The organism is Granulibacter bethesdensis (genome assembly GCF_001889545.1).
Classification (GTDB): domain Bacteria; phylum Pseudomonadota; class Alphaproteobacteria; order Acetobacterales; family Acetobacteraceae; genus Granulibacter; species Granulibacter bethesdensis_B.
The window spans coordinates 1,068,529-1,088,723 of sequence record NZ_CP018194.1 but is presented as its reverse complement, the minus strand read 5'-3'; the positions used below and the strand labels follow the sequence as shown (position 1 = coordinate 1,088,723).

Here is a 20,195-nt window from a genome sequence, read left to right as displayed (position 1 = left end):
ATCGCCATCTGCCATTGCTCGCTATCCCACCGATACGGCGGTTTCGAGAGCCATTATGATGAAGCGGGCATCACGACTGGCGCATGGATATGACCGATCCTACGAACTCTGCGATAGACTCCACCACGACCGCCGTTGCCTCGATCTGCGGGAAATGACCCGCCTGTGGCACCAGCTTGAAGCGGGCGTTCGGCATCAGCTGCGCGAACTGGTAGCCGTAAGCGGGAGTGACGATCCGGTCGCTTTCACCCCAAATGACGAGGGAGGGCACTGGCATCTTGGGTAATCGACGGCGTAACGTTGGATCATTCATGAACGGCTCGCCGGCATAGGTCAGGAGGACCTGCTGGTTGCGCCGGATGCGCTCTGCCGCTGCTTCATCGGGCGGTGTGCCGAAGCGCTGCGGATCATGGAACGCATATGCGCCCACTGCAGGGCCGAGCTTGAGCGGATCGAGCACTGCCCCGCCCTCCGGCGAAGGATCGAGCCCGATCGCATCGAGCAGCACAATACCTGACACCCTGGGCGATTTGCGGAGTGCCATCTCTGCGGCGATCCAGCCGCCAACGGAGTTTCCGATGATCGTGACGTCGGTGGCTCTCATCTGTTCGAGCAGGGAAAGATACAATGTGGCAACGTCGCCGATCGTCACTATCCCGGCCTGCCGCGGCTGATCGTCGAAGCCAGGCATAGTCGGGAGGATTACATGAGACCGGGCCTCAAGAGCGCTCGCCAGCGGCATCATTGAACCGGGTCCTGCACCACTGTGCAGGAGCAGCACCGGCTTGCCATGGCCTAGCGTCTGGACGTTGAGGCTCGCGGCTCTCGCAATCAAGCTAAACTCATGATGTTCAATGGACACGAGGGCCATCCCACGATATACATAACAACCTATTTATATAAGTATGTTTATATGTCAAGCCTGATCGAAGATACTGCCCATCGCATCAAGACCGTGCAGCACCGTCACCATCGTGCCCTCGATGGTGCCCTGGCGGAGCTTGGTATCACGCTGGTACAGTGGAACGCGCTGCGGGAGATCGAGCGGCACCCCGGCGCTTCGATGCACGCGCTGGCCGAAGCCACGTTCAATTCCGATCAGGCTTTCGGAACACTGGCCAAGAGGCTGCTCGAAGCGGGCCTGATCGATCGCCGGCGGGGCAGCGGTCGTGTGCTTACTCACGAACTGACCACGAAGGGTCAGGATCTTTTGGATCAAGGATATGCGAAATATATAGCCGTGATGACGGCCGCATTTCATGGCCTGTCTTCTGGACAGATCCTTGAGCTTCAGGAGCTGCTGGGGAGGATCGGGTGAAAGCCTTGTGCCTGACCGTTACCACCGCCATGCTATCTGCTTTACCCGCTCGCCCGTGCTCTCGTCTTGAAATTCGATCCCATTGGGAATGGCCCGGCCGTCTCGGAGGCCGTTCGCGATAGGCCTGGGTTACGGCAGCGTGAGCGGCTTCATTGCCCCTTCTGGCCATAATCAGTGAGTCCTGGCTCTGCACATGTCGTTGCCGGTGCTATATGTCTTGAAGACACGGGTCTAGGTCGGTAGTTGGGAATTGTCGTCACCGTACGACCGTAAGCGTTTGCGTCAGCCAACGCGCAATCCCGTGGCCCCGCTTTTGCGGCGTGTCCACCGATGCGCAGGTGACATGAATGCTTTTCAACGTACCTCGGTGGCCTGTTATGCGGCCTACATATCTGGGCTTTGTCCTGTATCTCTGTGCAGGCTTTGCCGATGGCATGGTCGTCCCGTTTTTTCCGCTTTGGGCGCAGAGCGAGGCGAACATAGCAGTCGGCTTCATCGGACTGTTGTTCGGCTGCTACGCAGGGGGCGAACTAATCGCTACCCCCCTGGTTGGCGGAATAGCCGATAGGATCGGCCGCCGTCCCGTCCTGATAGCGTCATCTTTCGGGGTCGGCCTCGGCTTCATAGCCTTGTACTTCACCCATGGCGTGATCGAGGTAGCTTGCGTGCTGGTCGGCATCGGCATGTGCGAGTCCGTCCTGCACCCGACGATTGCGTCTGTGATCGTCGATACCACGCCGGTAACGGAACATAGGCGTCAGTTCAGTCTGGCCCGAGTGAGTTCGAGCATCGGCAGTGTGGCAGGTCCCGCAGCCGGAGCAATGCTGGTCTCGATGTCGCTCGGCAGTGTATTCATCGCGGCAGGCATTGCTCTGCTGGCAGGAAGCATGCTCACGCTGCTGTCGTTTTCGGAAACGCGTAGTGTCGTCACCGTCGCGGATGACGACGATGACGAAGGCCTTTCGGCTCTGCTGCCAGCTTTCCGGGATCGTCGTCTGTCGGCGCTTCTCCTCTGGTTCATGCTGCTCGAAATCTCGGCGAGTTGGATCGAGGCGGTCCTTCCCCTGTATGCTCATGATACAGCAGCCCTGACGGCATCGGAGATCGGGTTCCTGTTCACCTATGGCGCCGCTCTGATCGCACTTGCCCAGCTTCCGCTCACCCGGCTTGTCGCGCAACGATCGGCGCTTTCCCTGATCCTCATGGCTGGCGGTGTCATGGTCTTGGCCTTTGTCATCCTGATCGGCTCGTCTACCCTCACGGCGATGATTGCTGCGATGTCCTTGTTTTCAATCTCGCAGATGCTGACAGGTCCCTTGGTCCCCACGGCCGTGAACGAGCTGGCTCTACCCAATCTTCGTGCGACGTACATGGCAGCAACGTCGGTTGCGAGCGATTTTCGGGACTCGATCGGACCGGCAACGGGTACAGCGCTCTATGCCGCGTCGTCCCTTCTGCCATGGATGCTCGGTATTCCTTTTGCTGTCATCGCTGCGGCTGGATTGGGGGGGACGATCGCTCGTCAGCAGCGTCCTCCCAAACAGCCAAGCGATCGCAAAGATGAAGCCAAGAAGCGCGCCGAGTCTGTCCGCATCTGCGGGCTGAGATAGCCCGTGACCCGGCCAGTGACGTCACTGCCGATTGCGGCACCGATGTTCTGCCCCTGACAGTCCCCCGGTTTCTCATTCGGGCGTGATGCGAGTTTCCAACCTGCATCCACCGGGGTTGACCCCGGCGGATGCAGCATATTCGGCTGGCATCAGCCAGCAAAGCGCCGTGTGAGGACGGCTCCCGTTGCAGTCCCGCCGCCACGCCTCGATCTTGGCTCGGGCGTCCGCCAGCGACAGGAACCCAGTGGCTGTTCAGGCACTCGTCGCGCAGGCGTCCGTTGAAGCTCTCCACGAAGGCGCTGTCCGTTGGCTTGCCCGGCCGCGAGAAGTCGAGCGTGACGCCGTTCTCGTACCCCTCCACAGCCTTTCCAACGATGCTGCGCATCGCCTGAACCTTGGGCTGCTCTGCCCATCGGTCCAGCGCCTTCGAGATGAACTCCGGTCCGTAGCACATTGGGAAGCGCTGGTTCGGGAGCCGCTATGGCCCTGACGAAGACAAGGCCGCGTAGTGGCCGCAGGCTTCATCAGGGCAAGTCATGGCCGGTCAGCAGGTATCTAAAGTGAGGTTGTCGAGACAACACTTTGGAGGCCGACCGACCATGACCGTCCAATATGCCTTGACCGAAGAGGGCACGCGTCTTGAACCAGTCGTCGAGGTCATGCGCACCTTTGGCCTCTGGCTGAAGGAACGAGGCCATTGCCCGGAGCAAGCACCCACTGCGGAATAGCGACACTTGCTGTTCCCACTTGGGAACCGCGAGCGAAACGGTTGGGGCGTTCCCGGCGGGATGCTCAATTGAGGACGTCGCCACACCGCAACGTGCGTAGCCAATCACGAACCTTCGACACTTCGGGTCGTAAGGGCACATTCCCTGCCGTCACGATATGATACTGCCCCCCCTCGATCACAGGACCGAACGGGTTCACGAGCAAGCCTGACCGTAATTCTGGCGCTGCCAGGACAAGGCTACTCACCACCGCGCCCTGTCCCGCGATCGCCGCCTGGAGTGCATGGCTGTCGTCGGTCAGCCGGACGCCCGCCGCGACCGGTAAGTCGGATATGCCGGCCAGTCTCGCCCAGCTCGCCCAATCCGGTGCCGCCATCGGCCCGGTCCAGTCGGAATGCAGCAATGGCACACCAAGGAGGTCGGACGGATCCACGATGCCGAGGGCCGGGCTGGCGAGCACGCCGACGCGTTCTGGCATCAACGGCTCTGCCACAAGGCTGGGAAACGGCCCGTTCCCGTAACGGACGGCGATATCCGCATCGCCTGCGCCCAGATCCACCACCGCGTCGCTGGCATGGAGGTGCAGGTCGATTCCCGGATGCTCCGTGGCAAAGGCGCCCAGCGCTGGCACGAGACGTCGAGCGGTGAACAGCCGCGTCGCCGAGAGCACGACGCGAGGACGCGAGCGCTGCCGTTCGAGGTGTGCGATCGCCAGGGCGAAGGAGTCGAACCCGTCGCGCAATACGGGAAACAGCGCCATTCCCGCTGGCGTCAGTGCCACCCGGCGGACGTGGCGGACGAACAATGGCTGTTCGAGAATGTCCTCCAGTAAACGGATCTGGTGGCTGATCGCGGTCGGCGTCACGCCCAACTCGTCGGCCGCCTTGCGGAAGCTGAGACGACGGGCGGCGCATTCGAACGCACGCAGCGCGTTGAGTGGCGGGAGGCGGCGGAAAGCGCCGGTAGATGAATTAGGTTCAGCCATCGAATGAGAAAGCATCGTTCGTCACGGTTCGCAGGAGAGGCCTATTCACGCTGCATGACAGATGAGGACGATGCCGTCATGCCCCAATCCACCTCTCACCCGTTGCGCCTGCTGCACATCGATTCCAGCGCCCGGTTCGGACGTTCCGGTCGCGACGCACGAGGATCGCACAGCCGACGCCTCTCGCACCGCTTCGTCGCGCGCTGGATCTCCAAAAGGCCGGGTGACGTGGTTATCCGTCGCGATGTTGCGCAGATACCGCCCACACCGGTCGACGCGGACTGGATCGACGCCAGCTTCACCGCGCGCGAATGTCGCTCCCCCACGCAGTCGGCGCGGCTTGCGGAGAGCGACCAACTGGTGGCCGAACTGCTCGCGGCCGATTTGCTGGTGATCGGCGCCCCGATGTACAATTTTGGCCTGCCATCGCAGTTGAAAGCCTGGATCGACAATATCGTCCGGGTCGGCGTGACCTTCGGGTTCGATCGGTCGCGCGATGGCGAGCCATATTGGCCGATGCTGCCGCCCGGCAAGCGGCTTGTCATCCTGTCTGCGCGCGGGGATTACGGCTATGATCCGGGTGGGCGCCTGGCGGCGATGAACCTCGTGGAGTCGAGCTTGCAGGTTCCGCTCGGCTATATCGGGCTGACCGACAGCCACGCCATTGCGATTGAATATGACGAGTTCGCCGACGAAAGGCTGGCAGCTTCGATCGCAACGGCCGAACAGGCGACGGATGAATTGGTCGACGAACTGGCCCTGAGCTATTCCTGATCGGGAACAGAGACCGTCCGAAAACGCAATCCTGATTCCCGAGCGCATCCGGGCGGTGTAATCTGCATGCATGGCGTACATTGAGGGTCATGCTCGTGACCAGGCGCTGTTGCTGCCAGCGTCGGTCGAGGACTATGTGGCAGCGGACAATCCGGTACGGTTCATCGACGCGTTCGTCGATGATCTTGATCTGGGCCGTGCCGGCTTCGTGCGGTCGCGACCGAAGGCGACGGGGCGGCCCGGGTACGATCCAGCCGATATGCTCAAGCTGTACCTGTACGGCTATTTCAACCGGGTGCGGTCGAGCCGGCGTCTGGCGGTGGAGGCGGGCCGCAATCTCGAACTGATCTGGCTGCTGCGCGGGGTGCGTCCGGACTTCCGGACCATCGCCGACTTCCGTCGCGAAAACCGGGCTGCGTTCAAGGCGGTGTTCCGCGCCTTCGTCCTGCTGTGCCGCAAGCTCGACCTGTTCGGGCGCGAGTTGCTGGCGGTGGACGGCACGCGGCTGAAGGCGGTGAACAGTCGGGCGCGCAACTTCAGCCGCGAGCGACTGGCCGCGTATCTGGCATCGACCGATGCGCGACTGGAGCGCTATCTGACCGAGTTGGACGAGATCGACCGTGGCGAGGATGGTGCCGGCATCGGTCGCGGCGATGCGCTGGCGACCAAGATCGCCCGGCTGCGTGAGCAGCGCCAGGCTAGTGCAGCGCTGCTGGGCCAGTTGCAGGACAGCGGCGAAGGGCAGATCTCGCTCACCGATCCCGACGCGCGCCTCATGGTCGCGCATTCGAAAGTCACGGTCGGCTACAATGCCCAGGTGGCGGTCGATGCGAAACACAGCCTGATCGTCGAACAGCACGTCACCAATGCCTGCAACGACATGGGCCTGCTGGCGCCCACCGCCGGTGCGGCGATGGAGACACTCGGGGTCGAGCGGATCGATGCGGTGGCCGACATGGGGTATCACGCGGGCGACGATATCGTCGCGTGTGAGGCGGCCGGCATCACGCCGTACATTCCCCGCCCGCACCGGGGCACCGCGGTCGGCAACGGCCTCTTCCCCAAGGAGCGGTTCCGCTACGATCCCGAGGCCGACGTCTATCACTGCCCCGGCGGACAGGTGCTGGACACGCGCTACGCCTCGGTGACGCGCGGGCATCTGTCGGTCCAGTATTCCAGCCCTACCGCGTGTGCCGGCTGCCAGATCAAGGCACGTTGCACCAAGGGGCGCTGGCGGCGCGTCAATCGCGGCGAGCACGAGGCGGTCATCGAGCGCATGGCGGCACGCCTCGCGGAACGGTCCGGCATCCTCACCATCCGCAAATCCACGGTCGAACATCCGTTCGGCTCGATCAAGCAGTGGATGAACCAGGGCGCGTTCCTCATGCGCGGGCTGGACAAGGTCCGCGCCGAGTTCAGTCTGACGGCGCTCGCCTACAATCTCAGGCGCGCTATCACCCTTATCGGCATGCCGGGACTGATCCGGGCGGTCCAGGTGTGAGCCACATCGCTGAACACGCCATCGTCATGTCCTGGACAGCGGGTTGGATGCATATCCCGGCCGCACGGTGCACATAGAGGCAAAATCTCGGTCCTTGCGCCAGTTCGCCAACAGGAACCCCTGCAACTCCCACCACCAGCGAGTTTTCGGACGGTCTCGAGCGCATTCAGGAAAGCGAGGGCATCGCCTCCTTCATCCTCAAACCAGCCGATGGCCGCCCTGTACTGCGCCATCGTCCCGGTCAGTATCTGACGTTCAACTTCGATGCGGCCGGACCGATGGGTCTAAAGCGCAACTTCTCGATCTCGTGCGGCCCCAAGGCGATCATTACCGCATCACGGTGAAGCGGCAGGCGGACGGGGGCGCATCCGCCTTCCTGTATGACGAAGCATTCCCAGGCGTATGCGTGGATTGCACCCCGCCCGCCGGCGATTTCTTCCTTGCCGACGTGCCAGAGCGCCCGATCGTGTTGCTGTCAGGCGGCGTTGGGTTGACGCCGATGGTCAGCATGATGGAGATGATCGCCGAGGCGCATCCGACCGCGCGCGTTTGGTATGTCCACGGCACTGCAAGCCGCGAAAGCCACGTCCTTGATGCTCATATTCGCGAGTTGGCCGGGATCCACGGTGGGACCAAGGTCCACACCTTCTATGAACGCCGTGACGAGGCAGACGACGCTGAGGCCGGTTTCATCACGATCGATTGGCTCAAGGCCAACACTCCGTTTGAGGCCGCTGACTTCTATCTATGCGGGCCTCGCCCGTTCCTGCGTTCCTTTGTCCCCGGCCTGATCGCCGCGGGCGTGCCGACCGAGCAAGTCCACTACGAGATGTTCGGCCCGATGGACGAAGCGTTGGCGGCATAAGGAGGCGGACATGCTCAATAGGCTCAATATGACGCTGCCGATCGTCCAGGCACCAATGGCAGGTGTCTCGACGCCGACACTGGCGGCGGCCGTTACCAACGCCGGCGGCCTAGGATCGATCGGCGTCGGTGCAACCGACGCCAAGGGCGCCCGCGCCATGATCGAGGAGACGCGGGCGCGCATCGCTCATTCCGATGGCGCCTTTAACGTCAACCTGTTCGTCCATGGCAACGCCACAGCCGATCCCGAGCGAGAACGGGCATGGCTGGAATGGCTGGCACCGTTGTTTGCGGAGTTCGAGGCGGAGCCGCCTAAGGCGCTGCGCACGATCTACCAGAGCTTTGCCAACGACGCTGACATGCTGGAGACGTTGCTGGCGTTACAGCCTCCCGTCGTCAGCTTTCATTTCGGCCTGCCATCTGCCGACGCCCTGTCGGCTCTACGTGTACGCGGCATCTATATGCTGGCGACTGCGACCAGCCTCGAAGAGGCTCGGGCGATCGAGGCAGCCGGGATCGACGGGATCGTAGCGCAGGGTATCGAAGCAGGCGGGCATCGGGGCGTGTTCGATCCAACGAAGCCCGACGATGGTCTGGGTACGATGGCACTGACCCGCCTGCTGGTCCGCGAGACGTCGATACCGGTCGTCGCTGCTGGCGGGATCATGGATGGTGCGGGTATCGCAGCCGCCCTCGATCTCGGTGCGGTCGCAGCACAACTGGGTACAGCCTTCGTGGCCTGTCCTGAATCCGCTGCCGATGATGCCTATCGCGACGCGCTGACCGGTCCCGGAGGCTATCACACGACGCTGACACCGCTGATTTCGGGTCGACCGGCCCGGGCGATCGCAAACCGCTTCACGGCTCTGGCTGAGCAGCTCGCAGGCCGTCTGCCGCCCGACTATCCCATCGCCTACGACGCCGGCAAAGCTCTGCATGCAGCCGCCAAGGCGCGCGGCGAACACGGCTTCGGGGCGCAATGGGCGGGGCAAGGCGCGCCACTTAGCCGCGCAATGCCTGCCGCCACTCTCATCGAAACACTCAAGGGCGAGCTGAACGCCGTCCGCAATCAGAAGGTTACTGATGCCGCTGCTCAACATCCACATCGTGGAGGGCCGTCGCCCGGAGGACGTCGCCGAATTGCAGCAGGTCATCCATGAAGCGATGGTCGAGGCGTTCCAGGTGCCGGTTCGTGATCGCTACCAGATCGTTACCGAGCATGTGTCGTCACACCTTGTTATGGAAGATACCGGGCTGGGCTTCGAACGCACCGAACAGCGCGTCCTGATCCACATGACGACGCGCCCGCGGTCGCAGGAGATGAAGCAGGCATTCTACCAGCTCGTGACGCGCGGCCTTGCCGAACGCTGCGGCGTGCCGCCGCAGGATGTCATGTTCTCCGTGATCGAGAACAGCGACGCCGACTGGAGCTTTGGTTTCGGTAAAGCGCAATTTGTAACCGGCGACCTGTAAGCAAAAAGGCGCGGTAACACCTTCCCGGAAATGAACGGCCAGCAAGACAGCCGCGCGGGTATCACGTTTTGGGAAGCGCATGGCTTCCCAAAACCACAACAACAGCGTCGAAGGCGAATATAACCGCTGCCGGTTATTCGCACACAATGCGATGCCGATCAGTCGTTTCGATCTTTTATTTTGCGGCTTCTCCTCAAGCGCGCCTCACGGTCTGTTGAACGAGGGTCCTGAAGTTTTTGGTGATCACACTTCGATCGTCGATCCGCGTCGCCAGGGCGATCCGCGCGACTGGAGCTATGCCCTTGATCGGCAGATAGGACACGCCTGCCACCGCCGCAGCAGCCACACGTTCCGGGACGATCGATACACCGATCTCTGCGGCCACGAGATTGGCAATCGAGAGTATCTGAGGAGCAACCTGCTCGATCCTAGGCTCGAAGCCGGCCTCCCGGCAGCTTTGGATGATCTCGTCGTAAAAAGCCGATCCCAGCGCCCGTGAGAACAGGACCATCGGCTCACCTTCGAGTTCGCTGAGCTCGACGGCGTAGCGACCCGCAAGCCGATGCTCGCTCGACACGGCGACCATCATGCTTTCGGAAGGAAGCGGCAGGACGTTGACGTTCGCGGGAGGTTCCTTGCCCGGACGGATGAATGCCGCATCGAGCCGCTGATGAAGAAGACGGTCGATCAGGACGACGCTATTCAGCTCGTCCAGCGCGAGCTCGACGTCAGGGAATGCGCGACGAAACTTACGAAGCGATTCCGGCACGATCTCATTGAAGGTGGTCGATCCGGTGTAGCCGACCCTGAGCCGTCCGACTTCGCCACGGCCCCCACGCTGAGCCATACCTACGGCGCGCTCGACCTGCTCGAACACAGCGGGCACTTCGGCAAGGAAAGCGACACCAGCCTCCGTCAACTCTGCGCCTTTTGGCACTCGCCGAAACAACGAGACGCCAATCTCACGCTCAAGGTCATGGATCTGAGAGCTAAGCGGCGGCTGAGCCATGTTCAGACGCTCAGCTGCACGGCGAAAATTCAGCTCTTCGGCAACGGCCAAAAAGTATCGAAAGTGACGTAGATCCATGCCGGAGCGATACCTAAAACATATCACGTTTGATAGTCGATATATTGGATATGTTACGCTGGCAGGCCTATCCGAACCTCTGCAAGGTTAAAGCGGAGACGATCAATGGCATCCTCACCAATAGGGTCAGTCGTCGGCATGTGGGTGACGGCGGATGGCTATATTCGCCAAGAACTCCTTCCGAATGGGCGATACGACGAGGCCAGAGGCAACCAAAAGAGTGCTTACCAAGGGCGCTATGAAGTTGATGGTGCACATATCAACTATTGGGATGACACCGGGTTTGAAGCCGATGGTGAATTCATCGACGGTGTTCTTCATCACGTTGGCATGAAGTTTTTCCGAGAGACAATCACGAGCTGATCGTCTTCGAAATTCAAAAAATCTTTTCCATCCATGACAAACCAGAAAGAGGCATATCATGATCACCGTCTATAATCCGGCTAACGGTTCGATCGTCGGCGAAGCTCCCGAAATGTCCTTGGATGAGGTCAAGGCAGCCATCAACCGCACCTGCGATGCGTTCCCGGCATGGTCGCGCCGGCTGGCCAAAGAGCGCAGCGAACTGCTTCGCGCCTGGTTCGAACTCGTCCGGGCGGACAAGCGCGCATTCGCCGAGGTAATGGTGCAGGAGAATGGCAAGTGCATCTCCGAAGCCATGGGCGAGATCGACTACGGTCTGGGTTTCATCGAGTGGTACGCCGAGGAAGCCAAGCGCGTCTATGGCGATACCATCCCGACCCACGCTGCTGGTGCGTCCGTGCTGGTCATTAAGCAGGCGGTAGGACCGACTGCGGCAATCACGCCGTGGAATTTCCCGTTCATGATGATTTGCCGCAAGATCGCCACGGCACTCGCGGCCGGCTGCACCATGATCATCAAGCCGTCCGAAGTGACGCCGCTCACTGCCTACAAGCTCCTCGAATATGCCCGGAAGGCCGGCATTCCCGAAGGCGTATTCGAGATGGTCACTGGCAATCCGAAGGAAATTGGCGAGCAGTTCACCGGCGATGAACGCATCCGTAAAATCTCGTTCACAGGATCGACCGGGGTGGGCAAGCTGCTGGCGAGCGCCAGCGGGGCAACGCTCACCAAGATGACGCTCGAGCTGGGCGGCAACGCGCCCTTCATCGTCTTCGACGATGCCGATTTCGATGAGGCCGTGGCCGGCGCTGTCGCCGCGAAGCTGCGCAACTCGGGTCAGGTCTGTATCTCGCCGAACCGCTTTTACGTGCATGACTCGATCTATGATCGGTTCGTTGAGGCATTCGCAGAGCGGGTGGCCAAGATCGAGGTCGGCGACGGCATGCGCGAAGACTTCGTGGTCGGCCCGCTGATCAACCAAGCCGGCTTTGACAAGGTCGCGTCGCTGATCGACGACGCTCGCAGCCACGGCGCCCGTGTCGTTCTCGGTGGCAAGCAGCACAAGCTCGGCGGCCTGTTCTACGAGCCTACGATCTTGGCCGACATCGGCGACGATGCGGCGGTGGCTCAGACTGAGATTTTCGGCCCGGTCATGCCGATCTATCGCTTCCACACCGAGGAGGAGGTGATCGCGCGGGCAAACAACTCCGAGTACGGGTTGGTCGCCTACGCCTTTACCCGTGACCTCGGTCGGGCTTTCCGCCTGTCACAGGAGATTGAGTCCGGCATGGTTATCCTCAACTCGGGCTCGGTTGGTACAGCGTCGGTGCCGTTCGGTGGCATGAAGCACTCCGGCTACGGCCGGGAAGGCAGCTACTACGGGATCGAGGAATACGTCGAGGTCAAGTACGTCCTGATGGCCGGCCTCACGCGCAAGGCCTGACGAACAGCGCCTTCGGTCCTCCGACCATTCCTCTCCCCCGCTGGGGGCCGAAGGCGCCCACCTCTTTCCAAACTCAAGTCGATGCCTTCGGCCACGTCCGTGCAGCCTGGGCATGCGGCTGCACGACCATGGTAGCTCATGGCCACGACCTCACTCTCCCGCGCGCAACTGCTGGTCATGGCGGTGACCACCGGCACCACGATCGCGAACATCTACTATGCGCAGCCTATTCTCACCCAGATCGGCACATCATTCGGAGCCTCGGCCGCCGGCGTGGGCTTCCTCCCCGCACTCAGCCAATGGAGTATGGCGCTCGGCATCCTCGCCGTCGTGCCGCTGGGCGACATGCTCGACCGCAAACGGCTCATCGTGGTGTTGGAGCTCACTCTGGGCGCCGTCCTGATCGCCATGACCGCGACCCGGGACGTCTGGACTGCGGGGCTCATCAGCCTGCTGATCGGCGTCTGCACGGCCGCGGTCCAGGTTGTTGTACCGATGGCGGCCTCACTCGCCGCGCCGAACGAGCGCGGAAAGGTCGTCGGGCTGGTCTTCACCGGGACGCTGATCGGCATCCTGAGTTCGCGGATCGTCAGCGGCCTCATCGCAGACTGGATCGGCTGGCGCCTCGTCTATGCGATGTCCGGCATAGCGGCGATCGCCACCGCGATCTTGGTCCAACTTACGCTTCCATCGCAGCGCGGCGGGCATCGTGACGGATATGCGTCGCTGCTCTTTTCGACAGGCCGCCAACTGGCACGGTTCCCCGAACTACGCCGTCTGTCCCTCATTGGCGGTCTCGCTTTCGCGGCGTTCTGCTGCTTCTGGACGATCCTTACCTTCCAGCTGAGCGGGCCTGCCTTTCGGTTCGACAGCGACCGCATCGGACTGTTCGGCATCGTCGCGATTGGCGGTGCACTCGCCGCGCCGTGGTTCGGCCGACAGGCCGACAGAAGCAGTCCTCAGCGAGCGCAGTTGCTCACGACAGGATTGCTTTTTGTCGGATGCTTGGTCGCCGCCTTGCTACCAAGCTCGATCGCCGCGTTGATCGTTGCGACCTTCGTTATCGACGTCGGTGTCCAGGGTACGCAGGTCAACAACCTCGCACAGCTCTACGGGCTTGATGAGAAGGCTCACAGCCGGATCAACGCCGCATTCATGATCGTCTTCTTCGTCGGGGGTGCCATCGGAACCGCTTCCGGCGCAATAGGGTGGCAAGCTGGCGGATGGCGGGGGGCGGCGTTGGCGCTTTGCACCTGGTCGTTGGCGGCCTTCATGATCACTCTGTACCACGAGAGATCGTCGCGCCGCTCATCCGTGCGGATCAAGGCAATGCCGTGAGGTTGCTCCCCGTCGAACTTGAATTGGCTAAACCACCTTGAGCGGGAACGGCCAGCGAGACGGCATCGGCCGTCTCGTTTGGGATCGAGAAATGGGAACGGACGCACACGACTCATCTGGCAACGTGTTGCTACGACCATGCTGCCCGGCCATGAAGTGGCATGACTGCTGTTCCGCTCGGCCCGATCGTTCCCGAAGCCATCCGCCCTCTGCCGGCGTTCGAGCATCACGCCGGCAAAGCCGTTACGCTTGAACCACTGTCTGCCCGCCATGTCGATGATCTGTGGGAGGCGGCGCAAGCGGCGGACGTGTCGTGGGCTTATTTGAAGTATGGGCCATTCCCGACCAAGGACGACATGGCCGCGCACGTCACGCGGATCACTGGCCTCGAACAGCAGCCCTTTTTCGTTGTCATTCCGGCATCCAGCGGCAAGGCCGAAGGGTGGGCGTCGTTCTGCGATATCTCACCTGCCGACGCTGCGATCGAGATCGGAAGCATCTGGCTATCGCCTCGGCTTCAACGCACCCGTGCTGCCACAGAAGCCATTTTCCTGATGATGCGGCACGCGTTCGCGCTCGGTTATCATCGGGTTGTCTGGCGCTGCAATGCGCTGAACGCAGCATCCATGCGCGCTGCACGCCGATTTGGCTTCACCTATGAAGGAATGTGGCGCGGTGACGGCATCGTGAAGGGACGCCGGCGCGATACGGCCTGGTTCTCGATCGTTGAACCCGAATGGCCGGCACAACGCGCACTGTTCGAGGCGTGGCTGGATGATAGCAATTTCGACGCAGAAGGCGGTGCTCTCAAGCGCTTGTCGCTGAGCATCTGAGCAAGGCGGCGCTTTCCCACTAGGATGGTGTTTCGAGAAAGCAGCTGGCCTAGCAGGTCCGGTTCTCGCGAGTTCGACCACAAGATGCGGGAGGCCAGCGATCTTCGACCGTGGCAAGATCACACCGGGTCACGAAGAGGAACGCCATGAGCCTTGAAGCCGCCATCCTGACATGCGCCTGTCGGCACGCCGCGGAGTATCTGGAAGGGCTGGACAGTCGCCCGGTCGCGACGACGAGCTGCGTCGCCGGCTGAACGTCGAGCTGGGCGCATCCGGTACGCTGGCGGAAACCGTCATAGATGAACTGGTGGCAGCGACGGCGGGGGGGACAACTCGGCTCGGCCAGCGGACGCTTCTTCGCCTGGGTGATCGGTGGCGCGTTACCTTCGGCACTCGCGGCCGACTGGCTTGCGTCCACGTGGGACGTGAACGCCACGATGTATGCCTGCGGTTCCGCCGCGGCCGTCACGGAAGAGATTGCTGGCGAATGGGTAAAGGACGTGCTCGACCTGCCACGCGACGCCTCCTTCGCGTTCACCACAGGATGCCAGCTTGCCCATGTGACCTGTCTGGCCGCCGCCCGGAACGCGGTCCTTGCCAGCGTTGGCTGGGATGTGGAGCGGGACTGACTGATCGGCGCGCCAGCCATCCGCGTTCTGGCGACCGAGCAGCGGCACGGCTCGATCGAACGTGCGCTGCGTCTCCTCGGGCTTGGCACGCGGTCGCTCACCCCACTGGCAACGGGCAATGACGGCCGCCTTGGCGCTGATGCGCTGGCGGACGCCCTTTTCGCCGGAAGCGGCCCGACGATCGTCATCCTCGATGCCGGCGACCTCAATGTCGGCGCGTGCGACCCGTTCGGCGAGTTGATCCCGATCGCGCGGGCGGCCAGCGCATGGGTCCATATCGACGGCGCGTTCGGCCTATGGGCGCGCGCGAGCCGCGAGCATCGACACCTGGTCGAAGGCGTGGAGCTTGCCGATAGCTGGGCCACGGACGCCCACAAATGGCTGAATACGCCGCAAGACAACGGCATCGCGATCGTTCGCGACCGCACCGCGCATCGCGCCGCCATGACGCTCACCGCGCACTATCTCGTGCCCGGCGGCGACGCGCGTGACGCGATCGACTGGACGCCCGACTGAACCCGCCGTGCTCGGGGATACGCCGTTTATGCCGCGCTGCGCGAATTGGGTCGCGACGGGCCGGCGGCGCTGATCGACGGTTGCTGTCGCCATGCCGTCGCGTTGGCCCGCGGCATCGGCGCACTGGACGGGGCCGAGCTGGTAGCGATGTGGCCAACGCCGTCAACGGCTTCTGGAATGGCCAGACGCCGCCGATCGGCTTTCGCACCTACGCCGTGTCGCAGGCGCGCGGCAAGGATCGCAAGAAGCTGGAGCACGATCCCGAGACGGTCGACATGGTCCGCTACATCTTCAAGACGTACCTTGAGGGCACGGCCGATGGCCCGATCGGCGTCACGGCCTTGGCTCAACATCTGAACAAACGTGGCTACCGCATAAGGGGCAAGCGGTTCAGCAACGGGACGCTGCACAACATCCTGACCAATACCGCCCACATCGGCTATGTGATCTACAACCGTCAGGACTCGCGCACCGGTGAGACGCGGCCGGACGGCGAGTGGGTACCGATCCCGGTGCCGCCAGTCATTGATGAAGAGACGTTCTACGCGGTTCGCCAGCAGATGGCTGATCGCGACCCGCGAATGGGCGAAGCGGCCGCGAAGACGAATACGAATCTGCTGACCAACCGCGCCGTCTGCGGTTGCGGCGGAGACGGCTGCGGCGCCGGGATGATGACCAGCACCGGCAAATCCGGTCGGTATCGCTATTACGGCTGCTCGGCGCGGATCAAGCGCGGGCCGGATGCGTGTACGGGACGCCGCGTCCCAATGGGGCAGCTGGACGATTTGGTTGTCGGCGCCGTGACCCGCCATCTCGTTCAGCCGGAACGGCTGACCGCGCTCCTCCAGACGTGGCTGGACCGGTCGGCCACCGCCGTCGCCGAGCGCGCGGCCGAACTGAAGCGGCTCCGCGCGCGACTGACCAAGCTCGATGGCGAGAGCGCCCGCGTGATCAAGCTGGTCCGGAACGAGACGCTGAGCCCGGACGATCCGCAAGTCGCCAGTGAACTGGGCAACATCCGTGCGCAAAAAGCCAGCACGCAGGCCGACATCGCCGTCCTCGAACGGCAACTCGATGCCGGCGATCGGCGGATCACGCCTTCGATCATCGCCAGGTTCGGCGATCTGCTTCGCCGCAAGCTGGACGAGTCGGACGGCAGGACGCGCAAGGAATACATCCACTTGCTCGTCGACCGCGTCGAGGTTGGCGACCGCGAGGTGCGGATCACAGGGCGCAACGCGATGCTGGAACGGGCCATCATGGCGTCCCAGACACCCGGAGCCGCAGTGCCCAAAGCTGAACGGAAATGGCGCGCCCTGCTGGATTCGAACCAGCGACCCCTCGCTTAGAAGGCGAGTGCTCTATCCAACTGAGCTAAGGGCGCGCAGACGGAGCGGAAACGGGATGCCCACGGATACTCAGTGAGTCCAGTTATAAATGCGCCCGAACCTGAAATTATCCGAGTACTGCTTCGGCCTGACCTTACGGCCATGCGCGGTTTCAACCTCATAGTCGATACCGTTGGCATCGGCATAGGCAATGGCTGCATCCCGCGTAGGAAAGCGCAGACGCACCTGAGTCTGGGTTTCGGTACCCCCAATCCAGCCCATCAGGGCGTCGGGCGTGCGCTTCTGCTCCGGGGTGTAGACCAGCATCCACACATGGCTCCGGGCGCGGCCAGACTGCATGGCGGATTTCGGAGTCTGATAGATACGCGCGCGCATTGGCGTCGATTCCTCATTCCCAGTGCCATGATCCAGAATCGGGGCGGCGGGACTCGAACCCACGACCTCCTGTACCCAAAACAGGCGCGCTACCAGGCTGCGCCACGCCCCGCTGATTCCATGGCCGTCATGAACAATGTCCGGTCGGGGCGGACCGTATTGTCAGCCGCGCAATAACGCAAGGCTTATAGCATCATGTGGCTGCTGATACCGTCCAGTTGACCAGATCATCCGGCGTGTCGATGTCGATCAGACAGGCTCCATCCTCCATGGGAACGCCGCAAAGCCTATGCTGCCAGCGATCCAGCAGGGAGGCAGCGCCCCGGTCACCGCTCAAAGCCCTTAACTCTCTGTAAAATCTGGCACTCCACAGGACCGGATTACCACGTTGTCCTTCCCACACCGGTGCCACGATCGGGGCATGGACAGGATCGAAAGCCGCCATCAGCCGGTCCATCACCCCATGCGACACGAAAGGCATATCGCCAAGACAGACCAGAACTGCATCCGCCGATTCCTCAATCGCAGCTATTCCGGCCCGCAAACTGGCGGACAGACCCTGCGCGTAATCGGCAGCCTCCACGATTGTCAGATCGCGGGTCGCCAAAGCGGACCGCATCTCCTCCGCATGATCGCCGAGCACGACAACGACCTCCGAAGCCCGGCTTTGCAGCGCCTGATCGATGACATGGGTAATCATGGCTCTGCCATCCGGTCCGGGCTGCAACAGTTTATGCCGACTGCCCATCCTTCGCGATAAACCAGCTGCCAGAATGACCACTGCAATCCGGGGGGTGACAGCAGAAGACATCCGCATGGGATGATGCTCTTCCGGGGTTACCTCATCCAGATCAGGGATGGACGAGGCTGTCCCCACCAGGCCACCGACACCCATAGCCATGATATGCTCCGGGCCAGTTTCGAGACCGGCAAAAATCCGATGCAGGATATGATCCACCCCGTTCATATCCCGTTTGCGGGCGCAACCGGGCATGACCACCACCGGCATTGACCCGATCCGGCACAGACACAGCAGATTACCGGGATCAACCGGCATCCCGAAATGCACCACCTCCCCGCCCGCCAACACCACCGCAGCAGGGACAACATCCTCACGATCCACCACCGCAGAAGCACCAGCCACGAGCAGCACATCAACCGCTTCTTCATCAGTCAGCCGCCCTACAGCGCGGGCAATCTCCGCTTCTTCATGCGGCACATGCACGGGCGGCAGCAGGCATCCCCCGAGGCTTTCAATCCTGTGCACGGTTGCGGTCTCTACCAGACTGTAAAATGTCTCCGGCGTGCCGGGCATGGTCGTCAAGATCAGGCCAACCCGGCGCATCCGGAACGGATGGAGCTGTAATGGCCATCTGCCTTGCAGAAGGGTTTCCGCCTGCCGCAAGGCAACGTCCGGTACAGCAAAAGGGATGATCTTGATGGTAGCGGCAATATCCCGCGGTCGCAGCACATGACGCTCTGGCACAGTCGCAACTGTCATACCGGGATGCAGGCGGTTGAGCCGGTTGATCAAAGTCGGCTCAATATCGATCAGACCATATGCGGTTGCACGCAGATTGACGCGGCCGGTCGCTGCCCTGCCCGCTTTCAGACCATTCCCTTCCAGCAGCACACCAAGACGGCAAGCAACCTCATTCTCTGGAATATCGCCGACTTCCAGCCGCGCGCAGACAATCTCTGACACACCATGGCGGCACAGCAGAGCAATATGATCCCGCGTCAGTACGGTGCCTTTCCGTAATACCGCATCCGGCAGGCGATGCGTATGCGCCAACACCGCGCCGGTTGCCTCCAACGGAGGCAAACGTCCGAATTTCATGCCGCATCCTGCCGTATCGCCAGCGCCGCCCCATGACGGACAGCCGAAATTTCAGCCAGAATGGAGAGGGCAATATCGGTAACCCCCCGGCCACCCAATTGCAGTCCGGCAGGTCCACGAACCCTGCCCAGCGCGGATTCACTCACTCCCTGATCCCGCAATCGGGCCAATCGTGCCGCATGCGTGCGTGCTGATCCCAGCGCGCCGATATAAAATGCCTGCGTGTGTAAAGCCGCCAGCAGCGCGGGATCATCCAGTTTGGGATCATGGCTGAGAACGATCACGGCCGTGCGAATATCGGGTTTCAACTCCTTTATCATTTCATCCGGCCATCCCACACACAGCCTGGCATCAGGAAACCGCTCCGCCGTCAGCAAGGCCGCGCGCGGGTCAATGACCGTGCAGGCAAAACCGGCTTTCGTCGCCAGCCCCGACAAGGTCTGCGCAACATGCACTGCCCCAACCATCAGAATACGTGCCGGGGGATGAAATGACTGGGTCAATTGCTGCTCCTCCAACAGGACAGACGATCCAGCCTGCCAGTCCAGGGGGGACAGAGCCCACCCTCCCGTCTTCAGAGACCGGATCAGACCAATTCCCTTGCCCCCCGGTGCACACGCCTCACGAATGCCATGAAGCAGAGGCATGTAGTTCCGTTGCACAGGCTCCACCAGAATCCGGACCTTACCACCGCAGGCCAGTCCCACTTCCCATGCCCTCTCCTGTGTGACGCCATATTCCACGACCCGCAGGCAGCCGGTTGCCAATGCGGCCATGGCCTCTTCCATCACCGCAGCTTCAACACAGCCGCCACTGACAGAGCCTGCGATACGACCGTCATCCGCCACCGCCATCAGGCTTCCTGGCGGCCTCGGTGAGCTGCCCCAGCTGTGTATTACAGTGGCCAATGCCACGTCAGCACCACCCTCCATCCACTCCAGAGCCGTTCTGATGACGTGCAGTTCATCTTCGTTATGCATCTACCCTCTTTTCAGTGCTGCACCGCTTCCGTGGCCAGAGAGATGGCCCCGCCCTCACGGAGCCGCAATATCCGCCCCATGACCAGCAGCCCCATGACCACCAGCCCCATGACCACCAGAATGACAATTCCGGGGCTAAGGAGATTGGCGTGAAACGTCTGACAGAATAGAACCGTCACAGATTATGC

General features: G+C 62.2%; 21 protein-coding genes, 2 tRNA genes and 1 pseudogene. 14 read left to right on the top strand and 10 right to left on the bottom strand.

From position 1 onward, the window contains the following. Positions 1-70 precede the first annotated feature (70 nt). The gene (locus tag GbCGDNIH8_RS04860) at positions 71-862 is read right to left on the bottom strand and encodes an alpha/beta fold hydrolase (RefSeq protein WP_157692548.1); all 792 of its coding nucleotides are present in this window, start codon (positions 860-862) and stop codon (positions 71-73) included. A gap of 51 nt (positions 863-913) precedes the next feature. On the opposite strand from GbCGDNIH8_RS04860, the gene GbCGDNIH8_RS04855 reads away from it, so the two are divergent. Both GbCGDNIH8_RS04855 and GbCGDNIH8_RS04850 read left to right on the top strand, forming a co-directional pair. Continuing rightward, positions 914-1,318, top strand: a complete 405-nt coding sequence (locus GbCGDNIH8_RS04855) for a MarR family winged helix-turn-helix transcriptional regulator (protein WP_072572306.1) — start codon at positions 914-916, stop codon at positions 1,316-1,318. A 377-nt stretch (positions 1,319-1,695) separates the two neighbouring features. Continuing rightward, positions 1,696-2,928, top strand: a complete 1,233-nt coding sequence (locus GbCGDNIH8_RS04850; RefSeq protein ID WP_072572305.1) for an MFS transporter — start codon at positions 1,696-1,698, stop codon at positions 2,926-2,928. A 72-nt stretch (positions 2,929-3,000) separates the two neighbouring features. Here the strand turns inward: GbCGDNIH8_RS04850 and GbCGDNIH8_RS04845 are convergent. Together GbCGDNIH8_RS04845 and GbCGDNIH8_RS04840 are read right to left on the bottom strand one after the other, a co-directional pair. Beyond that, positions 3,001-3,373, bottom strand: a pseudogene (locus GbCGDNIH8_RS04845) (integrase core domain-containing protein); the annotation flags it as partial. Between the two features lie 347 nt (positions 3,374-3,720). Next, positions 3,721-4,641 carry a LysR substrate-binding domain-containing protein gene (locus GbCGDNIH8_RS04840; RefSeq protein ID WP_072572304.1) on the bottom strand — a complete coding sequence of 307 codons (921 nt, stop codon included), beginning with the start codon at positions 4,639-4,641 and terminating at the stop codon, positions 3,721-3,723. A 54-nt stretch (positions 4,642-4,695) separates the two neighbouring features. Here GbCGDNIH8_RS04840 and GbCGDNIH8_RS04835 point away from each other — a divergent pair, with 54 nt between their 5' ends. The 5 genes from GbCGDNIH8_RS04835 (at position 4,696) to GbCGDNIH8_RS04815 (ending at position 9,253) form a co-directional block, all read left to right on the top strand. Further along, positions 4,696-5,415, top strand: a complete 720-nt coding sequence (locus GbCGDNIH8_RS04835) for an FMN-dependent NADH-azoreductase (protein ID WP_253736117.1) — start codon at positions 4,696-4,698, stop codon at positions 5,413-5,415. 70 nt (positions 5,416-5,485) lie between these two features. Further along, complete coding sequence (locus tag GbCGDNIH8_RS04830) at positions 5,486-6,916, top strand: IS1182 family transposase (protein ID WP_072572303.1); 1,431 nt, start codon at positions 5,486-5,488, stop codon at positions 6,914-6,916. Positions 6,917-7,223: 307 nt separating this feature from the next. Beyond that, positions 7,224-7,781, top strand: a complete 558-nt coding sequence (locus tag GbCGDNIH8_RS04825) for an NO-inducible flavohemoprotein (RefSeq protein WP_216634486.1) — start codon at positions 7,224-7,226, stop codon at positions 7,779-7,781. 10 nt (positions 7,782-7,791) lie between these two features. Continuing rightward, positions 7,792-8,940: an NAD(P)H-dependent flavin oxidoreductase gene (locus GbCGDNIH8_RS04820; protein ID WP_081368842.1), complete on the top strand. Its 1,149-nt coding sequence runs from the start codon at positions 7,792-7,794 to the stop codon at positions 8,938-8,940. Further along, positions 8,864-9,253, top strand: a complete 390-nt coding sequence (locus GbCGDNIH8_RS04815) for a tautomerase family protein (protein ID WP_072572302.1) — start codon at positions 8,864-8,866, stop codon at positions 9,251-9,253. Before GbCGDNIH8_RS04820 ends, GbCGDNIH8_RS04815 begins: the two co-directional genes overlap by 77 nt. 193 nt (positions 9,254-9,446) lie before the next feature. Here the strand turns inward: GbCGDNIH8_RS04815 and GbCGDNIH8_RS04810 are convergent, their stop codons facing one another. Continuing rightward, a complete protein-coding gene (locus tag GbCGDNIH8_RS04810; protein WP_072572301.1) occupies positions 9,447-10,340 on the bottom strand; it encodes a LysR family transcriptional regulator in 894 nt (297 codons plus the stop codon). Positions 10,341-10,445: 105 nt separating this feature from the next. On the opposite strand from GbCGDNIH8_RS04810, the gene GbCGDNIH8_RS04805 reads away from it, so the two are divergent. From GbCGDNIH8_RS04805 to GbCGDNIH8_RS13295, 7 genes are all read left to right on the top strand, one after another. Beyond that, on the top strand, positions 10,446-10,703 hold the full coding sequence (locus GbCGDNIH8_RS04805; protein WP_072572300.1) for an Atu4866 domain-containing protein: 258 nt from the start codon (positions 10,446-10,448) through the stop codon (positions 10,701-10,703). 58 nt (positions 10,704-10,761) lie between these two features. Continuing rightward, positions 10,762-12,147, top strand: coding sequence for an NAD-dependent succinate-semialdehyde dehydrogenase (locus GbCGDNIH8_RS04800; RefSeq protein WP_072572299.1), 1,386 nt, complete (start codon positions 10,762-10,764; stop codon positions 12,145-12,147). Between the two features lie 138 nt (positions 12,148-12,285). Next, a complete protein-coding gene (locus tag GbCGDNIH8_RS04795; protein WP_072572298.1) occupies positions 12,286-13,485 on the top strand; it encodes an MFS transporter in 1,200 nt (399 codons plus the stop codon). 161 nt (positions 13,486-13,646) lie between these two features. After that, positions 13,647-14,318, top strand: a complete 672-nt coding sequence (locus GbCGDNIH8_RS04790) for a GNAT family N-acetyltransferase (protein ID WP_072572297.1) — start codon at positions 13,647-13,649, stop codon at positions 14,316-14,318. A 299-nt stretch (positions 14,319-14,617) separates the two neighbouring features. Beyond that, positions 14,618-14,947 carry a hypothetical protein gene (locus tag GbCGDNIH8_RS13110; RefSeq protein WP_072572296.1) on the top strand — a complete coding sequence of 110 codons (330 nt, stop codon included), beginning with the start codon at positions 14,618-14,620 and terminating at the stop codon, positions 14,945-14,947. Beyond that, positions 14,948-15,463: a pyridoxal-dependent decarboxylase gene (locus GbCGDNIH8_RS13105; protein ID WP_081368841.1), complete on the top strand. Its 516-nt coding sequence runs from the start codon at positions 14,948-14,950 to the stop codon at positions 15,461-15,463. It abuts the gene before it with no gap. A gap of 275 nt (positions 15,464-15,738) precedes the next feature. Next, complete coding sequence (locus GbCGDNIH8_RS13295) at positions 15,739-16,812, top strand: recombinase family protein (protein WP_367593396.1); 1,074 nt, start codon at positions 15,739-15,741, stop codon at positions 16,810-16,812. Here GbCGDNIH8_RS13295 and GbCGDNIH8_RS04765 read toward each other — a convergent pair. The 6 genes from GbCGDNIH8_RS04765 to GbCGDNIH8_RS12805 all read right to left on the bottom strand — a co-directional run bounded on the left by GbCGDNIH8_RS04765 (position 16,771) and on the right by GbCGDNIH8_RS12805 (position 20,186). Further along, positions 16,771-16,847 (bottom strand) — tRNA-Arg (locus tag GbCGDNIH8_RS04765). The genes GbCGDNIH8_RS13295 and GbCGDNIH8_RS04765 overlap by 42 nt on opposite strands. Positions 16,848-16,881: 34 nt before the next feature. Beyond that, a complete protein-coding gene (locus tag GbCGDNIH8_RS04760; RefSeq protein WP_072572294.1) occupies positions 16,882-17,250 on the bottom strand; it encodes an ETC complex I subunit in 369 nt (122 codons plus the stop codon). Continuing rightward, a tRNA-Pro gene (locus tag GbCGDNIH8_RS04755) sits at positions 17,226-17,299 on the bottom strand. Before GbCGDNIH8_RS04755 ends, GbCGDNIH8_RS04760 begins: the two co-directional genes overlap by 25 nt. An 81-nt stretch (positions 17,300-17,380) precedes the next feature. Then, a complete protein-coding gene (locus tag GbCGDNIH8_RS04750) occupies positions 17,381-19,027 on the bottom strand; it encodes an NTP transferase domain-containing protein (RefSeq protein WP_072572293.1) in 1,647 nt (548 codons plus the stop codon). Next, positions 19,024-20,007, bottom strand: coding sequence for an XdhC family protein (locus tag GbCGDNIH8_RS04745; RefSeq protein WP_072572292.1), 984 nt, complete (start codon positions 20,005-20,007; stop codon positions 19,024-19,026). Before GbCGDNIH8_RS04745 ends, GbCGDNIH8_RS04750 begins: the two co-directional genes overlap by 4 nt. Before the next feature lie 11 nt (positions 20,008-20,018). Continuing rightward, positions 20,019-20,186: a hypothetical protein gene (locus tag GbCGDNIH8_RS12805; protein WP_157692547.1), complete on the bottom strand. Its 168-nt coding sequence runs from the start codon at positions 20,184-20,186 to the stop codon at positions 20,019-20,021. Positions 20,187-20,195: the final 9 nt, after the last annotated feature.

What these genes read in the sequence shown, in the direction of transcription:
- GbCGDNIH8_RS04790 (WP_072572297.1), top strand. Translation starts at nt 13,647, where the DNA reads ATGACTGCTGTTCCGCTCGGCCCGATCGTTCCCGAAGCCATCCGCCCT.
- GbCGDNIH8_RS04815 (WP_072572302.1), top strand. Translation starts at nt 8,864, where the DNA reads ATGCCGCTGCTCAACATCCACATCGTGGAGGGCCGTCGCCCGGAGGAC.
- GbCGDNIH8_RS04835 (WP_253736117.1), top strand. Translation starts at nt 4,696, where the DNA reads ATGACAGATGAGGACGATGCCGTCATGCCCCAATCCACCTCTCACCCG.
- GbCGDNIH8_RS04800 (WP_072572299.1), top strand. Translation starts at nt 10,762, where the DNA reads ATGATCACCGTCTATAATCCGGCTAACGGTTCGATCGTCGGCGAAGCT.
- GbCGDNIH8_RS04745 (WP_072572292.1), bottom strand. Translation starts at nt 20,007, where the DNA reads ATGCATAACGAAGATGAACTGCACGTCATCAGAACGGCTCTGGAGTGG.
- GbCGDNIH8_RS13110 (WP_072572296.1), top strand. Translation starts at nt 14,618, where the DNA reads ATGAACTGGTGGCAGCGACGGCGGGGGGGACAACTCGGCTCGGCCAGC.
- GbCGDNIH8_RS04820 (WP_081368842.1), top strand. Translation starts at nt 7,792, where the DNA reads ATGCTCAATAGGCTCAATATGACGCTGCCGATCGTCCAGGCACCAATG.
- GbCGDNIH8_RS13295 (WP_367593396.1), top strand. Translation starts at nt 15,739, where the DNA reads ATGGTCCGCTACATCTTCAAGACGTACCTTGAGGGCACGGCCGATGGC.
- GbCGDNIH8_RS04810 (WP_072572301.1), bottom strand. Translation starts at nt 10,340, where the DNA reads ATGGATCTACGTCACTTTCGATACTTTTTGGCCGTTGCCGAAGAGCTG.
- GbCGDNIH8_RS04840 (WP_072572304.1), bottom strand. Translation starts at nt 4,641, where the DNA reads ATGGCTGAACCTAATTCATCTACCGGCGCTTTCCGCCGCCTCCCGCCA.
- GbCGDNIH8_RS04750 (WP_072572293.1), bottom strand. Translation starts at nt 19,027, where the DNA reads ATGAAATTCGGACGTTTGCCTCCGTTGGAGGCAACCGGCGCGGTGTTG.
- GbCGDNIH8_RS04795 (WP_072572298.1), top strand. Translation starts at nt 12,286, where the DNA reads ATGGCCACGACCTCACTCTCCCGCGCGCAACTGCTGGTCATGGCGGTG.
- GbCGDNIH8_RS04830 (WP_072572303.1), top strand. Translation starts at nt 5,486, where the DNA reads ATGGCGTACATTGAGGGTCATGCTCGTGACCAGGCGCTGTTGCTGCCA.
- GbCGDNIH8_RS04850 (WP_072572305.1), top strand. Translation starts at nt 1,696, where the DNA reads ATGCGGCCTACATATCTGGGCTTTGTCCTGTATCTCTGTGCAGGCTTT.
- GbCGDNIH8_RS04855 (WP_072572306.1), top strand. Translation starts at nt 914, where the DNA reads ATGTCAAGCCTGATCGAAGATACTGCCCATCGCATCAAGACCGTGCAG.
- GbCGDNIH8_RS04805 (WP_072572300.1), top strand. Translation starts at nt 10,446, where the DNA reads ATGGCATCCTCACCAATAGGGTCAGTCGTCGGCATGTGGGTGACGGCG.